We start from the raw sequence: 18308 nt of genomic DNA, 5'->3' as shown, positions 1-18308 counted from the left end.
TGCATTTATCCACTATTACACCAAAATAAATGGCAGACCACCTGCAAATGCTGATTTTCAAGCATATTTCCATGCTGATCCAGCCAGTGTGCAGCACATGATTATTGCCTTGGAACACAAAGGCTTAATTAATAAAATCCCAAGAACTCCTCGAACTATTTCGCTCGCTGTACCTAAGTGTTGTATCCCAGACCTTGATTAACAGATTTCAACTTGTCAAAATTAAATGGAAAAGGTACTAGTTGCTTGCTTCATTAAAGAAGTAAACAAGGAGTAATCTTGCAGCGGATAGCATTATTTTTTTTACTGATTCCTTTGATAAGTAGCTGTAGTAACCCTGCTCAAACACATCAGGTTTACCAGTATAAAAAAATCATTGGACGCTACATCAATAAGCACTACCACAAGCTATTATCTGCCTTGCATAAAAAGGACATTGCCAGAATTGATTTTCATTCTGTTACAGTCCCAAACAATCCTTTTGGAATTAACGCTTCACGTTGTATTATTTCGACTAACTTACACGATGAATACAGCGCATACCCTCAGATAAACGCTATCTACCACTTAGAAGACAGCACTAGTGTGCCATGCAGTATGGATCTCATACTTGACTATGACGCTGTAAAAAAACAATGGGATACACACATCTATAACTTCAACCCTGATGATCTAGCTTTACCAACGCTTAACAAAAGCATCAAAAATAATATTGATATTGGCTTTAAAAATTTAAGAGAAAATCTTTAATCAGGAAAGAAAAACCGCACGCTCAAGCAGGTGAAAGAACTTCGCATCTATATCAGGCTCAACATTTAAATACCACCAATTGTCTTTTGCAAATGCATTACACTTAACTGCATCTTTTTGCGTCATAATGACTGGCGTTACACCATCGTCAAAAGCAAAATCTTTAGGCATATAGGCATAATGGTCAGCAAAAGAATGTTTATTAATACCAGATACAAAAGCGCTTAAAGTATTGAAAAAACGCTCAGGGTTACCAATACCCGCCACGGCATGAACTTTATTACTGCTAAAATAAGATAAATCAACGATTGCAGCACTTTTCAGGTTTACGAAATTTGTTGCAGTTAGCTGCATAGTAAAACCTTTATACTGATTTACTACCATAGCATCCCCATTAACAATAATCGCATTTACGGTATTTAACCTTTGAGGCGGCTCTCTTAAAGGCCCTGCGGGCAAACAAAGCCCATTGCCTAAGCCTCGCTTGCCATCGATTACTGCAATCTCAAAGTCCCTGGCAATCCGATAATGTTGCAGCCCATCATCGCTGATAATCGCATCGATATATGGCAATTCTTTTTCAATATACTTAATCGCATTTGTCCTATTTGGATCAATTACGATGGGAATAGATGGTAGGCGATTTTTTAGCATATAAGGCTCATCACCACATTCATTAATCAATATTGTGTTATTTACTTCCAATGGGTAATGATCTGACTTACCACCATAACCTCTTGAAATAATTGCAGGGTGATAGCCTTTTTTTTGCAAATACGAGCAAACAGCTTCAACAACAGGTGTCTTGCCTGTACCGCCAACACTGATATTACCTACAACGATAACCGGCAGCTTACTTCTATAGGCATATTTTTTTTGATACCAGCAACGCAACTTTGCCAAAAACTGAAAGACTACAGAAGCAGGCCAAAGTATCACACTCAAAAAAGACTTTTTTGATTGATACCAACAAGATAGCATCTACACGCCCTCTAGCTATTTTGTAAAGATTGCTGGTAAAGCTTAGCGTAAAGCCCGTCTTCTTTGGACAAAAGCGCTTGGTGCGTACCAGTTTCTACGATGTGACCGCCATCCATCACAACAATTTTATCTGCATGCTCTACAGTGCTTAATCGATGCGCTACAACAAATGTCGTACGATTACGCATTAACCTTGTTAAAGCCTGCTGAACTGCGCGCTCTGATTCATTATCAAGCGCTGATGTTGCCTCATCCAGAATTAAAATTGGTGCATTTTTCAAAAGCGCACGTGCGATAGCAATACGCTGGCGTTGACCACCGGATAAACTCAAGCCATTTTGCCCAACATTCGTTTGCAATCCTTGTGGTAGTTTTTCAATGAAATCCCAGGCATTAGCATCTTTTGCCGCTTGAACAACTTCTTTTTCACTTACTTCACCCATTTTGCCATAGGCGATATTATGATAGATTGTATCATCAAACAAGTTAACATGCTGTGATACTAAAGAGATATGCGAACGAAGGTTTGCAAGTGTCAGTTTAGCAATATCAACACCATCAACTCTAACACACCCTGAGCTTGGTTGATAAAAGCGCGCCAACAGATTAACAAGTGTTGATTTCCCACCACCTGAACGGCCTACTAATGCAATCATCTGGCCACTTTTCACATCAAGGTTAATATTAGCCAATGCATATTGCTGCGTCCCTGGATAACAAAAACTCACCTTTTCAAAGCACACATCACCCTTCACCTGGGTCAAGACATTTTCTCCTTCGTCAACTTCCGATTTTTGATCCAAAATGTCAAAAATATCTTCAGTTGCAGCAATTGCTTTTTGAATAGTTGAATTTACATTGGTCAGGTTTTTAATCGGCTTTAGAATTGCCATCATTGCAGCAAAAAATGCAACAAAACTTCCGGCATTAAGCCAACCACCTTTTTTTAACCCAAAATCTGCAACAATAAACAAAATTATCGCGATCACAATTGCACCAATAAACTGGATAATTGGCGATGATAGTCCGTCAAGCATCAAGGTTTTAATCTGCTGACGATAGGTATAACCTAAATTCTTATCAAATTTTTCTTTTTGATAAGCCTGACCACCGAAAATACGAATCTCCTTATAATTTACCAATGACTCTTCTGCCAAGTGTGTCACAAATCCCATCGCTGATTGTGTATTACGGCTGTAATGACGGAAACGTTTGCTGATCCAGCTAATAAAAATCGCTAAAAATGGCGCAACAATCACAACGGTGATGGATAACTGCCAGCTTGTTACAATCATCACAATCAGTAAACCAATAACAAAACTGCCATCTTGCGCAACGGTAATGATAGCAGAGCCTGTAGCACTTGTGACCTGATCAACATTATAAAGAAGCTTAGATAAAAGCTTCCCCGATGAGCTCTTATCATAATAAGCAGCAGGCAAATCTAAAAACCGGTCAAAAAGCTTTTGACGAAAACGATAAACCACTGTCGCGCCAAGCCTTCCCATAAAGAATGATGATAAAAATGAACCAATACCACGCAAAGTGAACAGCAATAAAAACAATAGCGCAATGCCTTTTAAAAAGGTACCACCTATTGGTGTAAACCCTTTATTTAAAAGTGGTTTAATCAGATACATCGCATAAGCATCACAGGCTGAGTAAATAACGCTTCCAATGACAGAAATAACCAAAAGCGGCCAAAGTGCGCGCACTTCCCACAATAGTCGTTTATACAACCGGTAGGTTTTTATCTGCGCATTATTTGTTAATTCCATAGAAAATACATGTTTTTCATAAATTAAGCAGAGTTTACCGAAATTTACTGTTAACATAAAGTAATACCTGACGATTCAATAACAAAACACTCATATGCAAGTTTATTTAGTTGGCGGTGCTGTTCGTGATCAACTTCTTGGCTTACCTGTAAAAGATAAAGACTGGGTAGTCGTTGGCGCCACCGAAAAGCAAATGTACGCACGTGGATTTAAAAAAGTTGGAAAAGATTTCCCTGTATTCCTTCACCCCAAAACACGCGAAGAATATGCCTTAGCACGTGTGGAAAAAAAAACTGCAAAAGGCTATCAGGGCTTTAAATTCGACACAAACCCGGATATCACACTTTATCAAGATTTAAAGCGTCGAGATCTCACGATTAATGCCATGGCCTTAGATGAAGATCAAAAGCTTTATGACCCATTTCAGGGTAAGGAAGATATTAAAAGAAAAAAACTGCGACATGTCAGTGATGCATTTGCAGAAGACCCCTTACGCGTGTTGCGTGTTGCGCGTTTTAAAGCAAAGTTTCATTATTTAGGCTTTGAAATTGCCAAAGATACTATCCGTCTTATGGAGAAAATCATCAAAGCAGGTGAACTAGAACATCTCTCGGCTGAACGTATTTATCTGGAGATTCAAAAGGCACTACAAACACAAGACCCTGATGTTTTTTTTATAACACTTCACCAACTAGGCGTGTTCAAACACATCCTATGCGAGTTTGAGCAATTAATGAAAGCAGGTAACCAGGTTTTCAAACCGTTAAACTTTGCTAAAACAAAAGGCAACCAGGACAACTATATTCTGTTTAGTTTGATTGCTTATCAACTTGATCATGCCGAAAACATCCAGAACATTGCAAAAAATCTCGCTTTGCCTAGTGCCCTAAAACGGCTTATTCTGGATGTACACCAATATCATCAGAAAATAAATCACCTTAAGGATAACAACGCCAAAAGCATTTTAGCCTTGTTAAAAAAAACCAATGCCTTACGTCATCGCCAGCACATTGACCGGATCATCACTTGCTGTGCCTTCATAGGTCAAAGCAGCCCACAGCAAAATACACATCAAACCGATTTGCTTGTAAAAATGCTGAATGATTTATCAAACTACGACTATAGCGCTTTAATTAACAAAGCAACAAGCCAGTCTCAAATTGCATCATCTATCGAGAAAAAACGCCTTGAAATCATTCAAAATCATCTTTCGGTGTCTTAACCGACTGCAACCTTGCCTGTAAAACCAAAGCATCTTCAAACTTATCACCAACACGATAATAATTTTTACGCAATGATACCTCTTCAAAACCATATTTTTGATAGATGCGAATCGCTGGCGTGTTTGTTACACGCACCTCAAGAAACAGCTTTTCAATACCCTTATAAGATAAGTGGTTCATGATATAAGCTAAAAGCTTCTGCCCAAAACCTTGATGTTGAAACTTTTTTGCCACCCCAAAATTTAGAATTTCCGCTTCATCTAGCACCTCAGAAATAATAACAAACGCAATCAGCGTTTTATTGTCATCAAAAGCGCCCCAGCTTTCCGTATGAGCAGACAAAATACTATCTTTCATCAATGAAGCAGACCATGGGTATTCAAAAACCTCACGCTCAATCTCCATAATTTGCAGAAGATCAGGCTCACTAAGCGGTAAAATCTGACACTGCATCGACATTCATTAACACCTGTTATTTTAAAATCTCACTTCTTCACTTACCATCTATACTACCTAAAATACATTTTATGCTCTTGTCTATTTTGCAATTAAACCTTGCAAAGATTTACAAGCAGTATGATAGTAAATACACCAGCCTTATGCTTGCTGCTAATTCATAAGGTAACTTACCATCATAAAGAATAACATCTCCAGGTGCTATGTTTATTTTACTAAATTTTGTTTTAAGGAATATTTCAAGCGCGATACGAAAGGTTTATATACAATAGTTGAAATTGATGGTGATAAATTGTGGTTAAATGCCAATACTGGCAAGCAAGTTACAAATTGAGCGAATTGTATGCACTAAACGCGGATGCGTTGCTTCATATTCAACAATTGCCTCTTCTAAATCATTAAGGTCATGACCCTGACTGTCTTGTGCCCTACTTGCGTAAATCTTCTGTCGAGTTAAACTGGCAATGTCAATTGCTTGTTGCTTCTTCTCTGGCGGGAATTTCTCAAGCTCAAGTTGTAATTGATTTAAAAGTGCTGACAACTCTTCTGTCTGCGCATAACTTAGTTTATCTGTTGATTGTAGTAGTTTTTTAATATCAGCAATCGTATCTTTTGGCATATCACTTACTCTCTATTATCATGTTCTATATTGTTTAATTTTAGGGATTTTAGAGAAAAATTGCGATGCCTATTTTGCAATTTATCAGCATCATTATGATAAATGTACAAATGCAACCCTATCCCGTTAAGCTAATTTTATTGGGGCAGCGCAAAATACTGTCATAATTGTGTACATTGTATCTTTCGACTAAACGTTTACACACTTCAATCCCACGTGCTGAGTTACCAAGCTTATCTAAGCGTGGTGAGTAAATACAAATCCCCATGACATCTGGAATCACAACGTAAATTCCACCTGAAACACCACTTTTAGCAGGCAATCCAATTGAAAATGCCCACTCACCGGAATAATCATACATCCCGCATGAATACATCAAGGATAAACAGTTTTTAATCGTCTCTGGCTTAAAGACTTCCTTTTGTGTAATCGGATTTGTTCCCGCATTAGCAAAACTTGCAGCAATAATGGCTAATATTTCACTATTAACTTCAATTGAACAGGCTTGAAAATATAAATTTAATGTACGGTGTAAATCAGCATCTTTAGGAAAAGCCTTATGCTCACGCATAAAATAACCAAGTGCATAATTGCGATCTGCTGTTTCTTTCTCTGAGTTGTACACAGCGTTATTAAAGGTAATTTTATGACTGTTGCTTAAATCTGATAATGCATTTGTGATATGTTTGAATCTGCCAGCAGGTGACAATCGCTTTTTAATCATGGCACAAGACATAATTGCACCTGCGTTGATCATTGGATTATGTGGAAGCCCCTCGTCATTTAATGTCAGCTCATTAAAATTGCGCCCGCTTGGCTCACGGCCAACATGCTTATGCACATAATGAATTCCATTTTCTTCCAAAGCTAAAGCATATAACACAGGCTTTATCATTGATTGCATACAAAAACGGCTTTTATAGTCACCGATATGGAACTGCTGCCCATCTACCGTACATGCAGCAATTGCAAACTGATCCGGATCTACCTTTTTAAGCTCAGGGATATACGTTGGTAGCTTGCCTTTTTGATCGAGTTGCAGCTGCGAATAGATTTCTTGAATACTTTCACAAAACCCTGCAAAATCTGGCACAACAAGCCTTTCTTCAAACAAACGCTGGTAAAAAGCAATATCTTCATCTTTCAAAAGCTCACAAAAAACGTCATAGGTAATGTCGCTTTTTATATGCAAATCCAGCTTTTCCAAGAGATTTATTGTCTTGTCACTGCGCTGGTCAAACCCTGCTTTATATATTTTTTGTTGGATGAAAGCACCTGTTAATTTGTCGGTTTGTTGCATTAAAACAGCATAACTACTTTCAAGCTGCGCATTAAGACTCATAGCATATCCAGAATATTTTAATATTGTCATGATGCAGGATTATATACCCTTCACTATAGATTTTATAGGCACAGCCTTTTAAAACCCATTGATTTTTACATTTAATCATATAAAATATTGTTTATATAAACTAAACTTGATATGAATAGAAAAATGCAATCACATGAATTAACCCTTGATACCATTGCTAGTGTCTGTCACTTAATGGGCGAAAAAAACCGCTTAAGAATCCTGTTTTTGTGCCTGGAAAAACCGATGTCTGTGAGTGAACTTGTTGAGAAAATTAATATTTCTCAACCGCTTGTAAGCCATCATTTAAAACTATTACGACAAGCAAAACTCTTACAAACTAAAAGGCAAGGTAAACAGGTTTTTTATGCTCTGTTTGATACACATATCCGCTGCATCTTAAGCGATATGTATCAACACTGGTCTGACAATGAACACTTAGAATCACACGAGGAAGCCTAAATGTTAGAATATAAAATTTATGGAATGGATTGCGCTGATGAAGTCGCGGTTGTTAAGTCTGCCCTGCTACCTTACATTAAAGATGAAACACTACTGCAATTTAACCTTTTAAAAGGCAAATTCACCATTCATAATGCCGAACAGTTTTCACAGGATAAAATTGAGAAATTACTCAAATCTACCAGCTATCGTTTTATTATTTGGTCTGAATATGAAAATAAAAAAGATCAGACTGAAAGCTTCTGGCAGAAGCATCAGCGCCTGATTTTAACGATATTAAGCGGCTTAACACTACTAATTGGTTATATTATACACGCACAAAGTCACGGCGCTTTAGAAGCACTAGTTGGCGATGAAAGTGTCGCACACGCCCAACCGTTGGCCTCGGTAATATTTTATATTATTGCACTGATTGTTGGTGGGTGGTACATTTACCCTAAAGCTGTGCTTGCATTAAAACGCATCCGACCTGATATCAACCTTTTAATGACGATTGCAGTAATTGGTGCAATTGCATTAGGTCAGTGGTTAGAAGCTGCTATGATCGTATTTTTGTTTTCCATCGCAACCTTATTGGAGTCCTGGAGTGTTGGCCGTGCAAGAAAAGCTATTCAAGCACTGTTAGAAATCGCACCTGATACTGCCAATGTTTATTGCGCCCATCACAAGGATATTGATGTAAAGCCTGTCGAGGAAGTTAATGTTGGTAACACAATAATCATCAAACCCGGGGAACGCGTACCATTAGATGGTGTTGTAACACAAGGAAAAAGCTTTATCAACCAAGCACCAATCACAGGGGAATCTTTGCCGGTAGCCAAGGACATTAATGATAAAGTCTTTGCTGGTAGTTTAAATGAAGATGGTCTTTTGTATGTCAAAGTCACAAAAACAGCAACCGATTCAACTTTAGCCAATATTATTCGCCAGGTTGAGATGGCGCAGTCAAAAAAGGCAAAATCAGAGATGTGGGTAGAAAGCTTTGCGAAATACTACACGCCTTTAATGATGCTGTTTGCCTTGCTTGTAATGTTAATCCCACCACTGCTTTTAAACGGCAGCTGGTACACCTGGATTTATGAAGCCTTAGTAATCCTTGTTATCGCCTGCCCGTGCGCCTTAGTTATATCAACGCCTGTCAGCATCGTATCTGGACTTTCTGCTGCAGCGAGCAATGGCATTCTCGTTAAAGGTGGGAACTTTCTTGAGCTTGCGGCAAAAGTGAAAGCCATTGCCTTTGATAAAACAGGAACGATTACCAAAGGTAAGCCTAAAGTGCAGAAACTGATTAATATATCTCATGAATACTCAGATGATGCATTGGTTCAACTGGCAAGCGCACTTGAAAAAGGCAACAACCACCCATTGGCCAATGCCATCTTCCAGATGATGGATGAAAGAAAACTCTCAACCAAATATCATGCTGAAAACATCCTTGCGGTAAAAGGCAAAGCAATTCAAGGGACAATCGATCAAAAATTATTTTGGATCGGCAGCCATCAATATTTTCATGAAAAAGCGCAGGTTGATAAGGAATTAAAGCCATTTCATGATGAGATACTTGCGCTGGAAAAAACAGGCCATAGTCTGCTTATTCTTGGTAATTCAGATCACATATTAGGCTTATTTGCAGTGGCCGATGAGCTGCGTGAGGATATTCCACAAGTTATGCAAAAGCTTTATCAACAGGATATTAATACCGTCTTATTAACTGGTGATAACAAAGGTGCTGCACTATTTATTGCAGACAAGGCTGGCATTAAAAACGTCTATGCCGAGCTTTTACCAGATGATAAGGTTCAAAAACTTAAATCCTTAAAATCACAATACGATAAAGTTGCGATGGTTGGTGATGGTATTAATGATGCACCGGCATTAGCGACGGCTGATCTAAGCTTTGCAATGGGAAAAGCCGGCAGTGATGTTGCAATTGAAACAGCTGATATTGCATTGATGTCGGACGATTTATCAAAACTGCCTTGGCTTATTAAGCATGCCAAACGTGTTAAAGCTATTATCCAGCAAAATATAAGCTTTGCTTTAGCCCTTAAGGCTGTCTTTATTGTCCTTGCCCTGCTAGAATTAGCGAGTATATGGATGGCAATCGGTGCAGACATGGGTGCCTCATTATTGGTTGTTTTTAATAGCTTACGTTTATTAAAAAAATAAATCTAAGGCGGTGTAAATGGCTTTCTTTATTACCAGAAAACTTGGCATAATAGGCATTATGTTTGCATGCATGGTGAATATAATGCCCGCCGCTCCTGCCTATCACAATTTTGATGAACAATACAAAGCACAACGGCTAAAACAGCTGACAACACAGCAGTATGAAGTCACCCAAAAGGAGGCGACCGAGAAAGCATTTAACAATGCTTATTGGGATAACAAAGCCCCCGGGATCTATGTTGATATCGTCTCAGGCGAGCCACTTTTTAGCTCTTTAGATAAGTTTGACTCAAAAACCGGCTGGCCAAGTTTTACAAAACCCATCGATAATGCTTATATCACAACGAAAACTGAGCGAAAGTTTTTATTTATCACACGCACTGAAGTGCGCTCAAAGATTGCAGACTCACATCTAGGGCATGTTTTTGAAGATGGTCCAAAACCAACTGGGCTTCGTTATTGTATGAATTCAGCAGCCTTTGAATTTATTCCAAAAGACCAGTTGGCAGAAAGAGGTTACGGCCAATATCTCTCGTTGTTTCAAGAAAATAATAACGACCAGGCACCGTAATGTTCAAACACCTTATCTTTATCGGCCTTGCATTAATATGTTTTTTTATTGCTTTTCTTGGCGCACTTTTGCCCATTATTCCTGGATTTGTTTTCTTCTTCCTTGGTATTATTATTTTATCCTGGAGCATTCCATTTGTACAAAGATGGCTTCATAAGCTATTGCATAAATTTCCCAAGCTGGAGAAACACGTACTAAAAGCAGAAAACAGACTTAAAAAGTGGCTTAAGGTGGATAAATGAAGGCGTTTTCGTTTACAACAACAACTCTATATATCAAAAACGCTCGTCAATCCTCCATCTAAGACAATGTCATTTCCTGTCATAAAATTATTTTCAATAAGCATTTGAACAACGCTAAACACATCATCAACGCTTCCTTCATGACCAATAGGATAGATATCAGCATAATTTTTCGCTTTCCTTTTGTTAAGCGCTTCAATCAAAGGGGTATTAATAGTCGCTGGCGATATAGAATTTATATGTATGCCATAATCCTTATTTTCTGCAGCAGCAGTCTTAGTCAAGGCAACAATAGCTGCTTTTGATGCTGCATAGGGCAATGCATTTTTCACACCAATATGTGCCAGGATACTTGCGATATTGATTATTTTCCCCGCGCGCCTTAATCTCATGATTTTAATTTCTTCTTTATTGCACAAAAACATACTTAGAAAATTTTTTTCGATGATGCATGACAAATCATCCTTGCCCAAATGCATTATGTCCTCCCGAACACCCGCAATGCCTGCACAGTTTATCGCAATATCAATAGTGCCTATTTCTTTAAATGTGTTTATAACTTCTTGTTCATTTGAACAATCAACCTTGTAAAACCCATCCATATCTGGTATTTCTGTATGATTCATGTCAAGACCGATCACGGAATATTTGCAATGAGTCAAACGATGGACGATGTTTCTGCCAATGCCCGAAGCACACCCGGTCACCACAACCTTATTCATAATGCTCCTGTAAGTTTTTGGAAATGCCTAAAAAGAAATATTATGAATATGAAAATAGCAGATGTCGAGCGACGTAATAGGTATATCATGTTAAAAATATCTGCTTCATTTGGTTTGAAAAGTATTTTTCATAACATTTGTAGCACTTATTTTAGCCCTAATGAATTAATCGACAAAGATATTGAGCTGTTTTCCAATGAAGAAAAAAGCCTAATCTATGCTTGTGCTTCCTACAATAATGCAGTAAATATATTTGAAGCTGGGGCAAAGGTAGAATCAACAATATGCTTTGGGGAGTACTTTAAGCAACACTAATAATAATCAATTCAATCATTGGTATCACATATCCTTTTAATCGTTATATGCTGCCTATAAACCCTCTTTCTCACGACACTAAAGACTTCCAAGAAACAGCTACTGTTATAGTATTTTAATCCCACACATCACTCTTTAAAACACCTTTGATAAACTATTTAGCATAAAACGATGATTTATACTAACAAACATTTAGTACGCCATTGACTTACACATAGACATAATATAAACTCAATAACAAGTAGATAATGCTAGGTATGTGAAATTGATCTTTATTGAAACGGATATTTTTACTGAAGATGTAACAGCATTACTTAGTGACGATGAATATGCCGAATTTCAGTCACATTTGGCGGAAAATCCTTTAATTGGTGATGTAATACAACAAACTGGTGGATTAAGAAAAGTTAGGTGGTCAGCAAAAGGTAAAGGTAAACGAGGTGGTGTTAGGGTTATATATTACTACGTACTGCCTGATTCGCAAATCAGACTTTTATTAATTTATCAAAAAGGCCAAAAAGATGATTTGACACAAGAACAAAAGAAAGTATTAAGACAGTTAAACGAAAGGTGGTAGTGATGGAAAATAAACTTTTTAATCGATTGGTTGAAAGCATGCAGCAAATGAATGAAATTATAGATGGAGAACGTTCCCCATCGCGTGAATTCACAATTAATGCTATAAAAGTAAAAGAGATTCGCAATAAAACTGGGCTATCTCAGGCAAAATTCTCTAAATTAATTAATGTAAAATTACCAACTCTAAGAAATTGGGAGCAAGGGCGCAGAGAGCCTACTGGACCTGCTAAAGCTTTGCTAAAGGCAATATCCAAAGATCCCGAACATGTTTTGCTTGCGTTGTCTCAATAAGAAAAGGTATGGAGATGCAACCAACGTTATAAGGATTTTTCAATACATAGCCCTGTAGCGAGTAAAATTAAGTTGCCTGATTTATGCCACATTATTTTGCAAAGCGCTCCACTTTGCCATATACAGCCTATTTTGGACACCAAAAGAGACATTAAACACACTTAAACACTTTATTTCTCAACTAAAACAGTGAAAACTATTCAAAAGCGCAGTTTTAATTATCGATAACTTCTTTACACAATACATGGAGCAACCACATTATATTAACTATAATATCAAATCAGGTTGGTATTTAAAAAATAAAGGAAGAATACAATGCCATTTATCACAGCAAATCAGGTTAATTTATACTATGAGCAACACGGCCAGGGAGAAGACATTATTTTAATCAGTGGGCTTTCAGCTGATCATAACGCCTGGGCACTTTTAATGCCGCAGTTAACAAAAAGCCATCGTGTAACGGTATTTGATAATCGTGGTGCAGGACAATCTGCACTTCCTGATGGTAATTACACGATCTCACAAATGGTTGAAGATACTGGCGCATTAATGAATCAATTAAACATTCAATCAGCACATATTATTGGGCACTCAATGGGTGGCATGATTGCCCAGCAGCTAGCCTTAACCTATCCTGATAAAGTAAAATCAGTATGTATTGTCTGCTCTAGAGCCTCACCTTATACCAGAGGCTCCTATTGGCTTGAGCTATCTTATAAGATGCTCGCACAAGAAGTCAGCCTTTCTGTTATTATTGAATATGGTTTTTCTTATCTGTTTAGCAATCAGTTTATCAGTAATGCTGAAAACCTAAAGCTATGGCGTGAATTGCTTTTATCTACTGAATACCCACAAACGCTCAAAGGTTATCAATATCAATTAAATGCTGTCAAAAATTATAATGCATTAGATAGCTTAAGCGGTATTACACAACGAACGCTTATCGTTGCTGGTGAAGATGATATTTTAACGCCATTAACATTGTCAAAGAAAATGCAAGCGGTCATCCTCAATGCTGAATTAACCACCTTACCATCAGGGCATATGCCAAATATTGAGTGCCCAGCATTACTAGCCAAGATCATTATCGACTGGGTTAAAAATTCAGAGAAAACTAAACAGGAAAATGTAAAAACAATATAGATTGATTTTAAAACAATCAGCAAGCTATATCTATCACAAATGCGCAACGGCAGATTTTAGCTTTTGCATTGCAGTTTCTTCTAACTGTCGAACCCGTTCTGCTGAAACCTCATATTTTGCTGCTAAATCATGCAATGTTAATTTTTCATCCGCAAACCAACGCGATAATATGATATCACGACTTCGGTCATCAAGCCCATCAATCGCATGCTGCAACTTGTGCTGTATTTTTTCCTCAAAGTCTTCATTCTCAGCAACCGTTTCTGGATTGTTGGAATGATCTTCAAGGTACATGGATGGGTTGAAACTATGCTCATCATCACCCTCTTCCACAGGTGCGTCAAATGCCATATCATAAGCGTTCATACGCTTTTCCATTTCAAGCACTGTCTCAGGTTTTACCCCAAGCTCTTTTGCAACGGATTGTACTTCCGCATCACTAAACCACCCCAAACGAGATTTATTGCTTCGAAGATTAAAGAAAAGTTTTCGCTGTGATTTCGTCGTTGCAATCTTCACGATTCGCCAATTTTTAAGAATATACTCGTGCATCTCAGCCTTAACCCAGTGCACGGCAAAAGAAACAAGGCGTACGCCAATTTCAGGATCAAAACGTCTAACTGCCTTCATCAAGCCAATATTGCCTTCTTGAATTAAATCTGTAATAGGCAACCCATAGCCAGAAAAACCACGCGCAACTTTAACAACAAAACGCAAATGAGACATAATCAAGCGCTGTGCAGCGTCAATATCATGTTGATAGCGAAGCCGCTCAGCAAGTGCTTTTTCTTCATCTTCTGTCAACATGGGAACACTATTAACAAACTGGATATAACTATCCAAGCCATCAGTATCTGATAAGGCCGGTATTGGCAATGTATTCTTCTTGACGACGAGGTCTTTACCCATTGTTTTGCTCATTTTTTGATCAATAAAAGTAATACAGTAATTATAGCATATATAAGCAATCAAGATTACAACTTGGCAGCAAGAAACTCAGGTTATCAATTATTATGGCTGATCATCCTGGAGCTTTACTGGCGGCAGCAAAGATTCACGCCTTAAACCAAATAAAACAGCTAAAACACCAGCAACATAAATTGAAGAGTAAGTACCAATAACCACCCCAAGAATAAGTGCCAAAGAAAACTCATGCAGTGATGGTCCACCAAAGAAATAAAGGACAACGACGACTAAAAGCGTTAAACCTGAGGTCATAATTGTTCTTGAAAGCGTGTCATTAACTGAACGATTAACGACTTCAATCACCGATGCTTTACGCATTTTTCGGAAGTTCTCGCGCACCCTGTCATAAATCACCACCGTGTCATTAAGCGAATAACCGATAACAGCTAATACAGCAGCCAGAGTCGTTAAATTAAATTCCAGCTGAAAAGCGGCAAACACACCAAGAATCACGATAGGGTCATGAATCAATGCAATTCCTGCACTTAAGGCAAACTTCATTTCAAAGCGAAATGCAATATAACCGATAATACAGATCATTGCGACAACAAGCGCTAAAATACCATTAGTCGCAAGCTCTTTACCAACTTGTGGTCCAATATAGTTCAGGCTACTGACCGAGGCACCATTACCCAGTGCTTTTTCAACCTTTTGCTTTAATAATTGCTGTGGCGATTGACCATCTTTATTAATTACCGCCTGATTATCTTGTGCTTTTTGAATCGGCAGCTTAATCATTAAGCTGTTTGCCGAGCCAAAAGTCGTTACCTGAACTTTATGGAAGCCTGCGGCTTCCAGCGCTTTGTTAACAACGAGTGTGCTGGGTGCTTTATTATAATCCACCTGGATTTGATAGCCACCGGTAAAATCAAGCCCCATATTCAACCCGCGTGCGAACAAAAATACAATTGACACGCCAATAAGCAGGATGGATATCAATGCTGTAAATTTACGGATTCCCATGAAGTCAATATTTGTTTTTGATTTAAAAAATTCCATACTGCCCTCTACATCCCAATTGATATTTTCTTTAAGTTTCGACGAGAACCATAAATAAGGTTTGTCATCGCACGCGAAACCGTTACTGCAGTAAACATTGAGGTAATAATACCGATAATCAATGTTACCGCAAAACCTTTCACTGCACCTGTGCCAATAGCGAACAAAATAATCGCAACGATTAATGTGGTTACATTTGAGTCGACAATAGTCGCAAATGCTCGCTCATAACCTGCTGAGATGGCTGTTTGCACTGGTATTCCATTTCGAAGCTCTTCACGAACCCGCTCAAACACAAGCACATTACCATCAATTGACATCCCAAGGTTTAATACAATTCCTGCAATACCTGGTAAAGTCAAGGTAGCCCCTGGAATAATTGACATAACCGCCACAATTAAAATCAAGTTCAATACCAAAGCAATATTCGCAATCATACCAAACAAGTGATAGTAAATCGCCATAAAGGCAATAACAAGCACTAAAGCAATAACAATCGATAAGATACCCTGATCAATATTCTGCTTACCAAGGGTTGGGCCAATTTGCTGCTCCTGGGCGATATGCACAGGCACTTGAAGCGCACCTGAACGGATCATTAATGCAAGATTATTTGCTTCACGCTGGTCAAGTCCTGTAATTTGGAAGTTTGACGGCAACGCCACTTGGATAGTTGCTGCAGAAACTAATTTTTCAGATTTTTCTATTTTGTTAATTTTTCTGCCATCTTTTATTTCTTGCTTATACGTTGTGTTTGTTAGCAAGACCCCCATTAAACCATGGACATTTTCCCCAGTTACTTTCCTAAAATGTGGAGCAACGTCAGACGAGACTTGTACGGCAACAATTGGTTGTCCTGTTTGTGGATCAACACCAGGGGTTGCATTCACAATGGCACTACCACCAACAACCGCATTACCTTCTAACTGATAATACATCGTACGGCCATTACTTGTTAATGGATAAACCTTAATACCCTGTTCTTCGACTTTCAAGCGATCAACTACTGGTTTGACGATATAGAAACTTGCCGTTGATGTGCCACCTAGAATCTGCTTGGCACGTGTAGCATCCTGTAAACCTGGCAGCTCAATAATCACTCGTGAATCACCAGAAGCTGCTACAGAAGCCTCTGCGACACCTAATGCATTGATACGGTTGCGCATTACGGTCACAACTTGCTGTATCGCTTCTTGTTTGATCTTTGTCATCAACTGCGCGTTAAAGGATATCAATAATGCGTTATCTTTTAATCGTGTGTAAACAAGCTGATTATTCTTCGTCTGCATATAATCTGTCTTAAGATAAGACAACGTATCATTTAACTGTTGCGCTGTATCAAAAGTTAAAGCGACATAACCAATACTGCTGTAGGTTACTGGCACGGATATATTTTTGTTTATCAGCGTTTTTTGAGATGCTTTGATCTGTGATTGTGGCGTAATACCTTGTGATTTCAACCCATCTGCAATTGAAACCAAGGTATTATCCAAACGCGCATTAATCGCTGATTGTGAATCAGCCTCTAATACCAAATACATCCCACCACGCAAATCAAGACCAAGATTCATCGGCTCTGCACCTAAGGCTAACAACCAGTTCGGCGTATTTCCAGCCATGTTCAAAGCAACAATATAATCCTGACCAATCGATTTTTGTAAAATATCTCTTGCCTTGAACTGATCTGTGGCATCGGAAAATCTTACCTGAACGATCGTGTCAGATATTTTGCTGATTGATTTATAAGGCACCTTATCGGCCTGAAGCGTAGTTTCAATTTGATGAATAAGTGCTGTATTTACTGAGCCATCTTTAGGTGAGATTTGCAATGAAGGTGTCTCACCAAATAAATTAGGTAAGGCATAAACAATAGCCACAATAGTAATAACTAAAATAAGCAAATATTTCCAAAGTGGATATTTATTTACAGACATCTTTTTTCTAGGATTATGCATAGCGAAACCTTCGTTTTCTATCGATTAGTTTGTTTTAACCGCACCTTTTGGTAGCACGTTTGCAACAGCATTTTTTTGCACTTTAACAATAACATTCTCAGCAATTTCAAGCTCAGTGTAATTCTCACCAACTTTAATAATTTTGCCGATAATGCCACCTGTTGTTAATACTTCATCGCCCTTTGTTATTTCAGATAACATTTTACGTTGATCTTTATTTCTTTTCATTTGTGGACGAATGAGCAGGAAATAAAAAATAGCAAAAAATGCAACCAACATCAAAATTGAGCTTAATGCAGAACCACCAGTACTCGCTGCAGGTGTACTTTCAGCAAACGCTGAGCCTGCAAACAGCACAAATGGCAACCCTAATAAAAGCTTTTGTCGAGTAGACATCTCTGTTTCTCCTATTTATAATTTAAATTTTAAACATAATGTGAGAAAGCATGATGCCCCTCACAGAACCGTACTTGTAGATTTCCCACATACGGCTCTTCAACTTAACTCACTGAACCTGTTAAAGTATAAAAATCATGTGTTATCCGTGGTTGCGGTAGTGGATAGCGTTCAATATATTTGTTGAACTTCTCCCAACTTAATTTCCGCTTTTGGCTTCTTCGATTTAACCATTTCTTTGCCAGCCTCTTGGCAATTGAGTAATAACTTGCGATCGCTGGGAAATTCCCGCTCACGCCATAGTATTCAAAATGCCCTCTTAGCTTGGCTTTGAGTGTTT

22 protein-coding genes are annotated in these 18308 nt (G+C 38.2%); 11 read left to right on the top strand and 11 right to left on the bottom strand.

The genetic code is table 11. The annotated features are described in order from the left end of the window. Positions 1-202, top strand: a 202-nt coding sequence (locus DNK84_RS07420) for a LexA family protein (RefSeq protein ID WP_119343907.1), incomplete at its 5' end; no start/stop codon positions are given. A 77-nt stretch (positions 203-279) separates the two neighbouring features. After that, positions 280-750: a hypothetical protein gene (locus DNK84_RS07415; RefSeq protein WP_119343906.1), complete on the top strand. Its 471-nt coding sequence runs from the start codon at positions 280-282 to the stop codon at positions 748-750. On the opposite strand, the gene lpxK is transcribed toward DNK84_RS07415, so the two are convergent. Together lpxK and msbA are read right to left on the bottom strand one after the other, a co-directional pair. Then, the gene (gene lpxK, locus DNK84_RS07410; protein WP_119343905.1) at positions 751-1731 is read right to left on the bottom strand and encodes a tetraacyldisaccharide 4'-kinase; all 981 of its coding nucleotides are present in this window, start codon (positions 1729-1731) and stop codon (positions 751-753) included. A gap of 11 nt (positions 1732-1742) precedes the next feature. Continuing rightward, a complete protein-coding gene (gene msbA / locus DNK84_RS07405) occupies positions 1743-3566 on the bottom strand; it encodes a lipid A export permease/ATP-binding protein MsbA (RefSeq protein WP_119343904.1) in 1824 nt (607 codons plus the stop codon). Positions 3567-3603: 37 nt separating this feature from the next. Here msbA and DNK84_RS14915 point away from each other — a divergent pair, with 37 nt between their 5' ends. Then, entirely contained in the window at positions 3604-4731 is a 1128-nt protein-coding gene (locus DNK84_RS14915) for a multifunctional CCA tRNA nucleotidyl transferase/2'3'-cyclic phosphodiesterase/2'nucleotidase/phosphatase (protein WP_119343903.1), read from the top strand. Here the strand turns inward: DNK84_RS14915 and rimI are convergent. The 3 genes from rimI to glsA form a co-directional block, all read right to left on the bottom strand. Further along, positions 4703-5191, bottom strand: a complete 489-nt coding sequence (rimI, locus tag DNK84_RS07395) for a ribosomal protein S18-alanine N-acetyltransferase (protein ID WP_119343902.1) — start codon at positions 5189-5191, stop codon at positions 4703-4705. The genes DNK84_RS14915 and rimI overlap by 29 nt on opposite strands. Before the next feature lie 295 nt (positions 5192-5486). Further along, entirely contained in the window at positions 5487-5807 is a 321-nt protein-coding gene (locus tag DNK84_RS07390; protein ID WP_119343901.1) for a DUF4404 family protein, read from the bottom strand. A 118-nt stretch (positions 5808-5925) separates the two neighbouring features. Beyond that, positions 5926-7149, bottom strand: coding sequence for a glutaminase A (gene glsA / locus DNK84_RS07385; protein ID WP_208123277.1), 1224 nt, complete (start codon positions 7147-7149; stop codon positions 5926-5928). 141 nt (positions 7150-7290) lie between these two features. Between glsA and DNK84_RS07380 the strand changes: the two genes are divergently transcribed. From DNK84_RS07380 to DNK84_RS07365, 4 genes are all read left to right on the top strand, one after another. Further along, entirely contained in the window at positions 7291-7620 is a 330-nt protein-coding gene (locus tag DNK84_RS07380) for an ArsR/SmtB family transcription factor (protein WP_235826857.1), read from the top strand. Further along, complete coding sequence (locus DNK84_RS07375) at positions 7621-9789, top strand: heavy metal translocating P-type ATPase (RefSeq protein WP_119343898.1); 2169 nt, start codon at positions 7621-7623, stop codon at positions 9787-9789. Between the two features lie 70 nt (positions 9790-9859). Next, positions 9860-10360 carry a peptide-methionine (R)-S-oxide reductase MsrB gene (gene msrB, locus DNK84_RS07370; RefSeq protein ID WP_235826858.1) on the top strand — a complete coding sequence of 167 codons (501 nt, stop codon included), beginning with the start codon at positions 9860-9862 and terminating at the stop codon, positions 10358-10360. Beyond that, the gene (locus DNK84_RS07365; RefSeq protein WP_119343897.1) at positions 10360-10602 is read left to right on the top strand and encodes a hypothetical protein; all 243 of its coding nucleotides are present in this window, start codon (positions 10360-10362) and stop codon (positions 10600-10602) included. The genes msrB and DNK84_RS07365 overlap by 1 nt, the downstream gene beginning before the upstream one ends. A gap of 26 nt (positions 10603-10628) precedes the next feature. Here DNK84_RS07365 and DNK84_RS07360 read toward each other — a convergent pair whose 3' ends face one another. Further along, positions 10629-11324 carry an SDR family NAD(P)-dependent oxidoreductase gene (locus tag DNK84_RS07360; RefSeq protein ID WP_119343896.1) on the bottom strand — a complete coding sequence of 232 codons (696 nt, stop codon included), beginning with the start codon at positions 11322-11324 and terminating at the stop codon, positions 10629-10631. Between the two features lie 42 nt (positions 11325-11366). Between DNK84_RS07360 and DNK84_RS07355 the strand changes: the two genes are divergently transcribed. The 4 genes from DNK84_RS07355 (at position 11367) to DNK84_RS07340 (ending at position 13652) form a co-directional block, all read left to right on the top strand. Next, positions 11367-11639 (top strand): hypothetical protein, encoded by a 273-nt coding sequence (locus tag DNK84_RS07355; RefSeq protein ID WP_119343895.1) that lies wholly within the window; start codon positions 11367-11369, stop codon positions 11637-11639. A 259-nt stretch (positions 11640-11898) separates the two neighbouring features. Further along, on the top strand, positions 11899-12216 hold the full coding sequence (locus tag DNK84_RS07350) for an addiction module toxin RelE (protein WP_235826856.1): 318 nt from the start codon (positions 11899-11901) through the stop codon (positions 12214-12216). A 2-nt stretch (positions 12217-12218) separates the two neighbouring features. Next, the gene (locus DNK84_RS07345; RefSeq protein WP_119343894.1) at positions 12219-12509 is read left to right on the top strand and encodes a helix-turn-helix domain-containing protein; all 291 of its coding nucleotides are present in this window, start codon (positions 12219-12221) and stop codon (positions 12507-12509) included. Positions 12510-12824: 315 nt separating this feature from the next. Next, complete coding sequence (locus DNK84_RS07340) at positions 12825-13652, top strand: alpha/beta fold hydrolase (RefSeq protein ID WP_119343893.1); 828 nt, start codon at positions 12825-12827, stop codon at positions 13650-13652. Positions 13653-13685: 33 nt separating this feature from the next. Here DNK84_RS07340 and rpoH read toward each other — a convergent pair whose 3' ends face one another. From rpoH to DNK84_RS07315, 5 genes are all read right to left on the bottom strand, one after another. Further along, positions 13686-14573 carry an RNA polymerase sigma factor RpoH gene (gene rpoH, locus DNK84_RS07335; RefSeq protein ID WP_407920612.1) on the bottom strand — a complete coding sequence of 296 codons (888 nt, stop codon included), beginning with the start codon at positions 14571-14573 and terminating at the stop codon, positions 13686-13688. Positions 14574-14663: 90 nt separating this feature from the next. Further along, on the bottom strand, positions 14664-15617 hold the full coding sequence (gene secF / locus DNK84_RS07330) for a protein translocase subunit SecF (protein ID WP_119343891.1): 954 nt from the start codon (positions 15615-15617) through the stop codon (positions 14664-14666). Positions 15618-15625: 8 nt separating this feature from the next. Continuing rightward, positions 15626-17572 carry a protein translocase subunit SecD gene (gene secD, locus DNK84_RS07325; RefSeq protein ID WP_119343890.1) on the bottom strand — a complete coding sequence of 649 codons (1947 nt, stop codon included), beginning with the start codon at positions 17570-17572 and terminating at the stop codon, positions 15626-15628. Positions 17573-17596: 24 nt separating this feature from the next. After that, on the bottom strand, positions 17597-17968 hold the full coding sequence (yajC, locus tag DNK84_RS07320; protein WP_162902295.1) for a preprotein translocase subunit YajC: 372 nt from the start codon (positions 17966-17968) through the stop codon (positions 17597-17599). A gap of 104 nt (positions 17969-18072) precedes the next feature. Further along, on the bottom strand, positions 18073-18308 hold a 236-nt coding region (locus tag DNK84_RS07315), incomplete at its 5' end, for a hypothetical protein (protein ID WP_208123234.1).

The sequence above is a fragment of the Facilibium subflavum genome (genome assembly GCF_003574485.1).
Lineage (GTDB): Bacteria > Pseudomonadota > Gammaproteobacteria > Francisellales > Francisellaceae > Facilibium > Facilibium subflavum.
The sequence above is the reverse complement of the archived record's forward strand: the minus strand, read 5'-3'. Positions and strand labels throughout refer to the sequence as shown.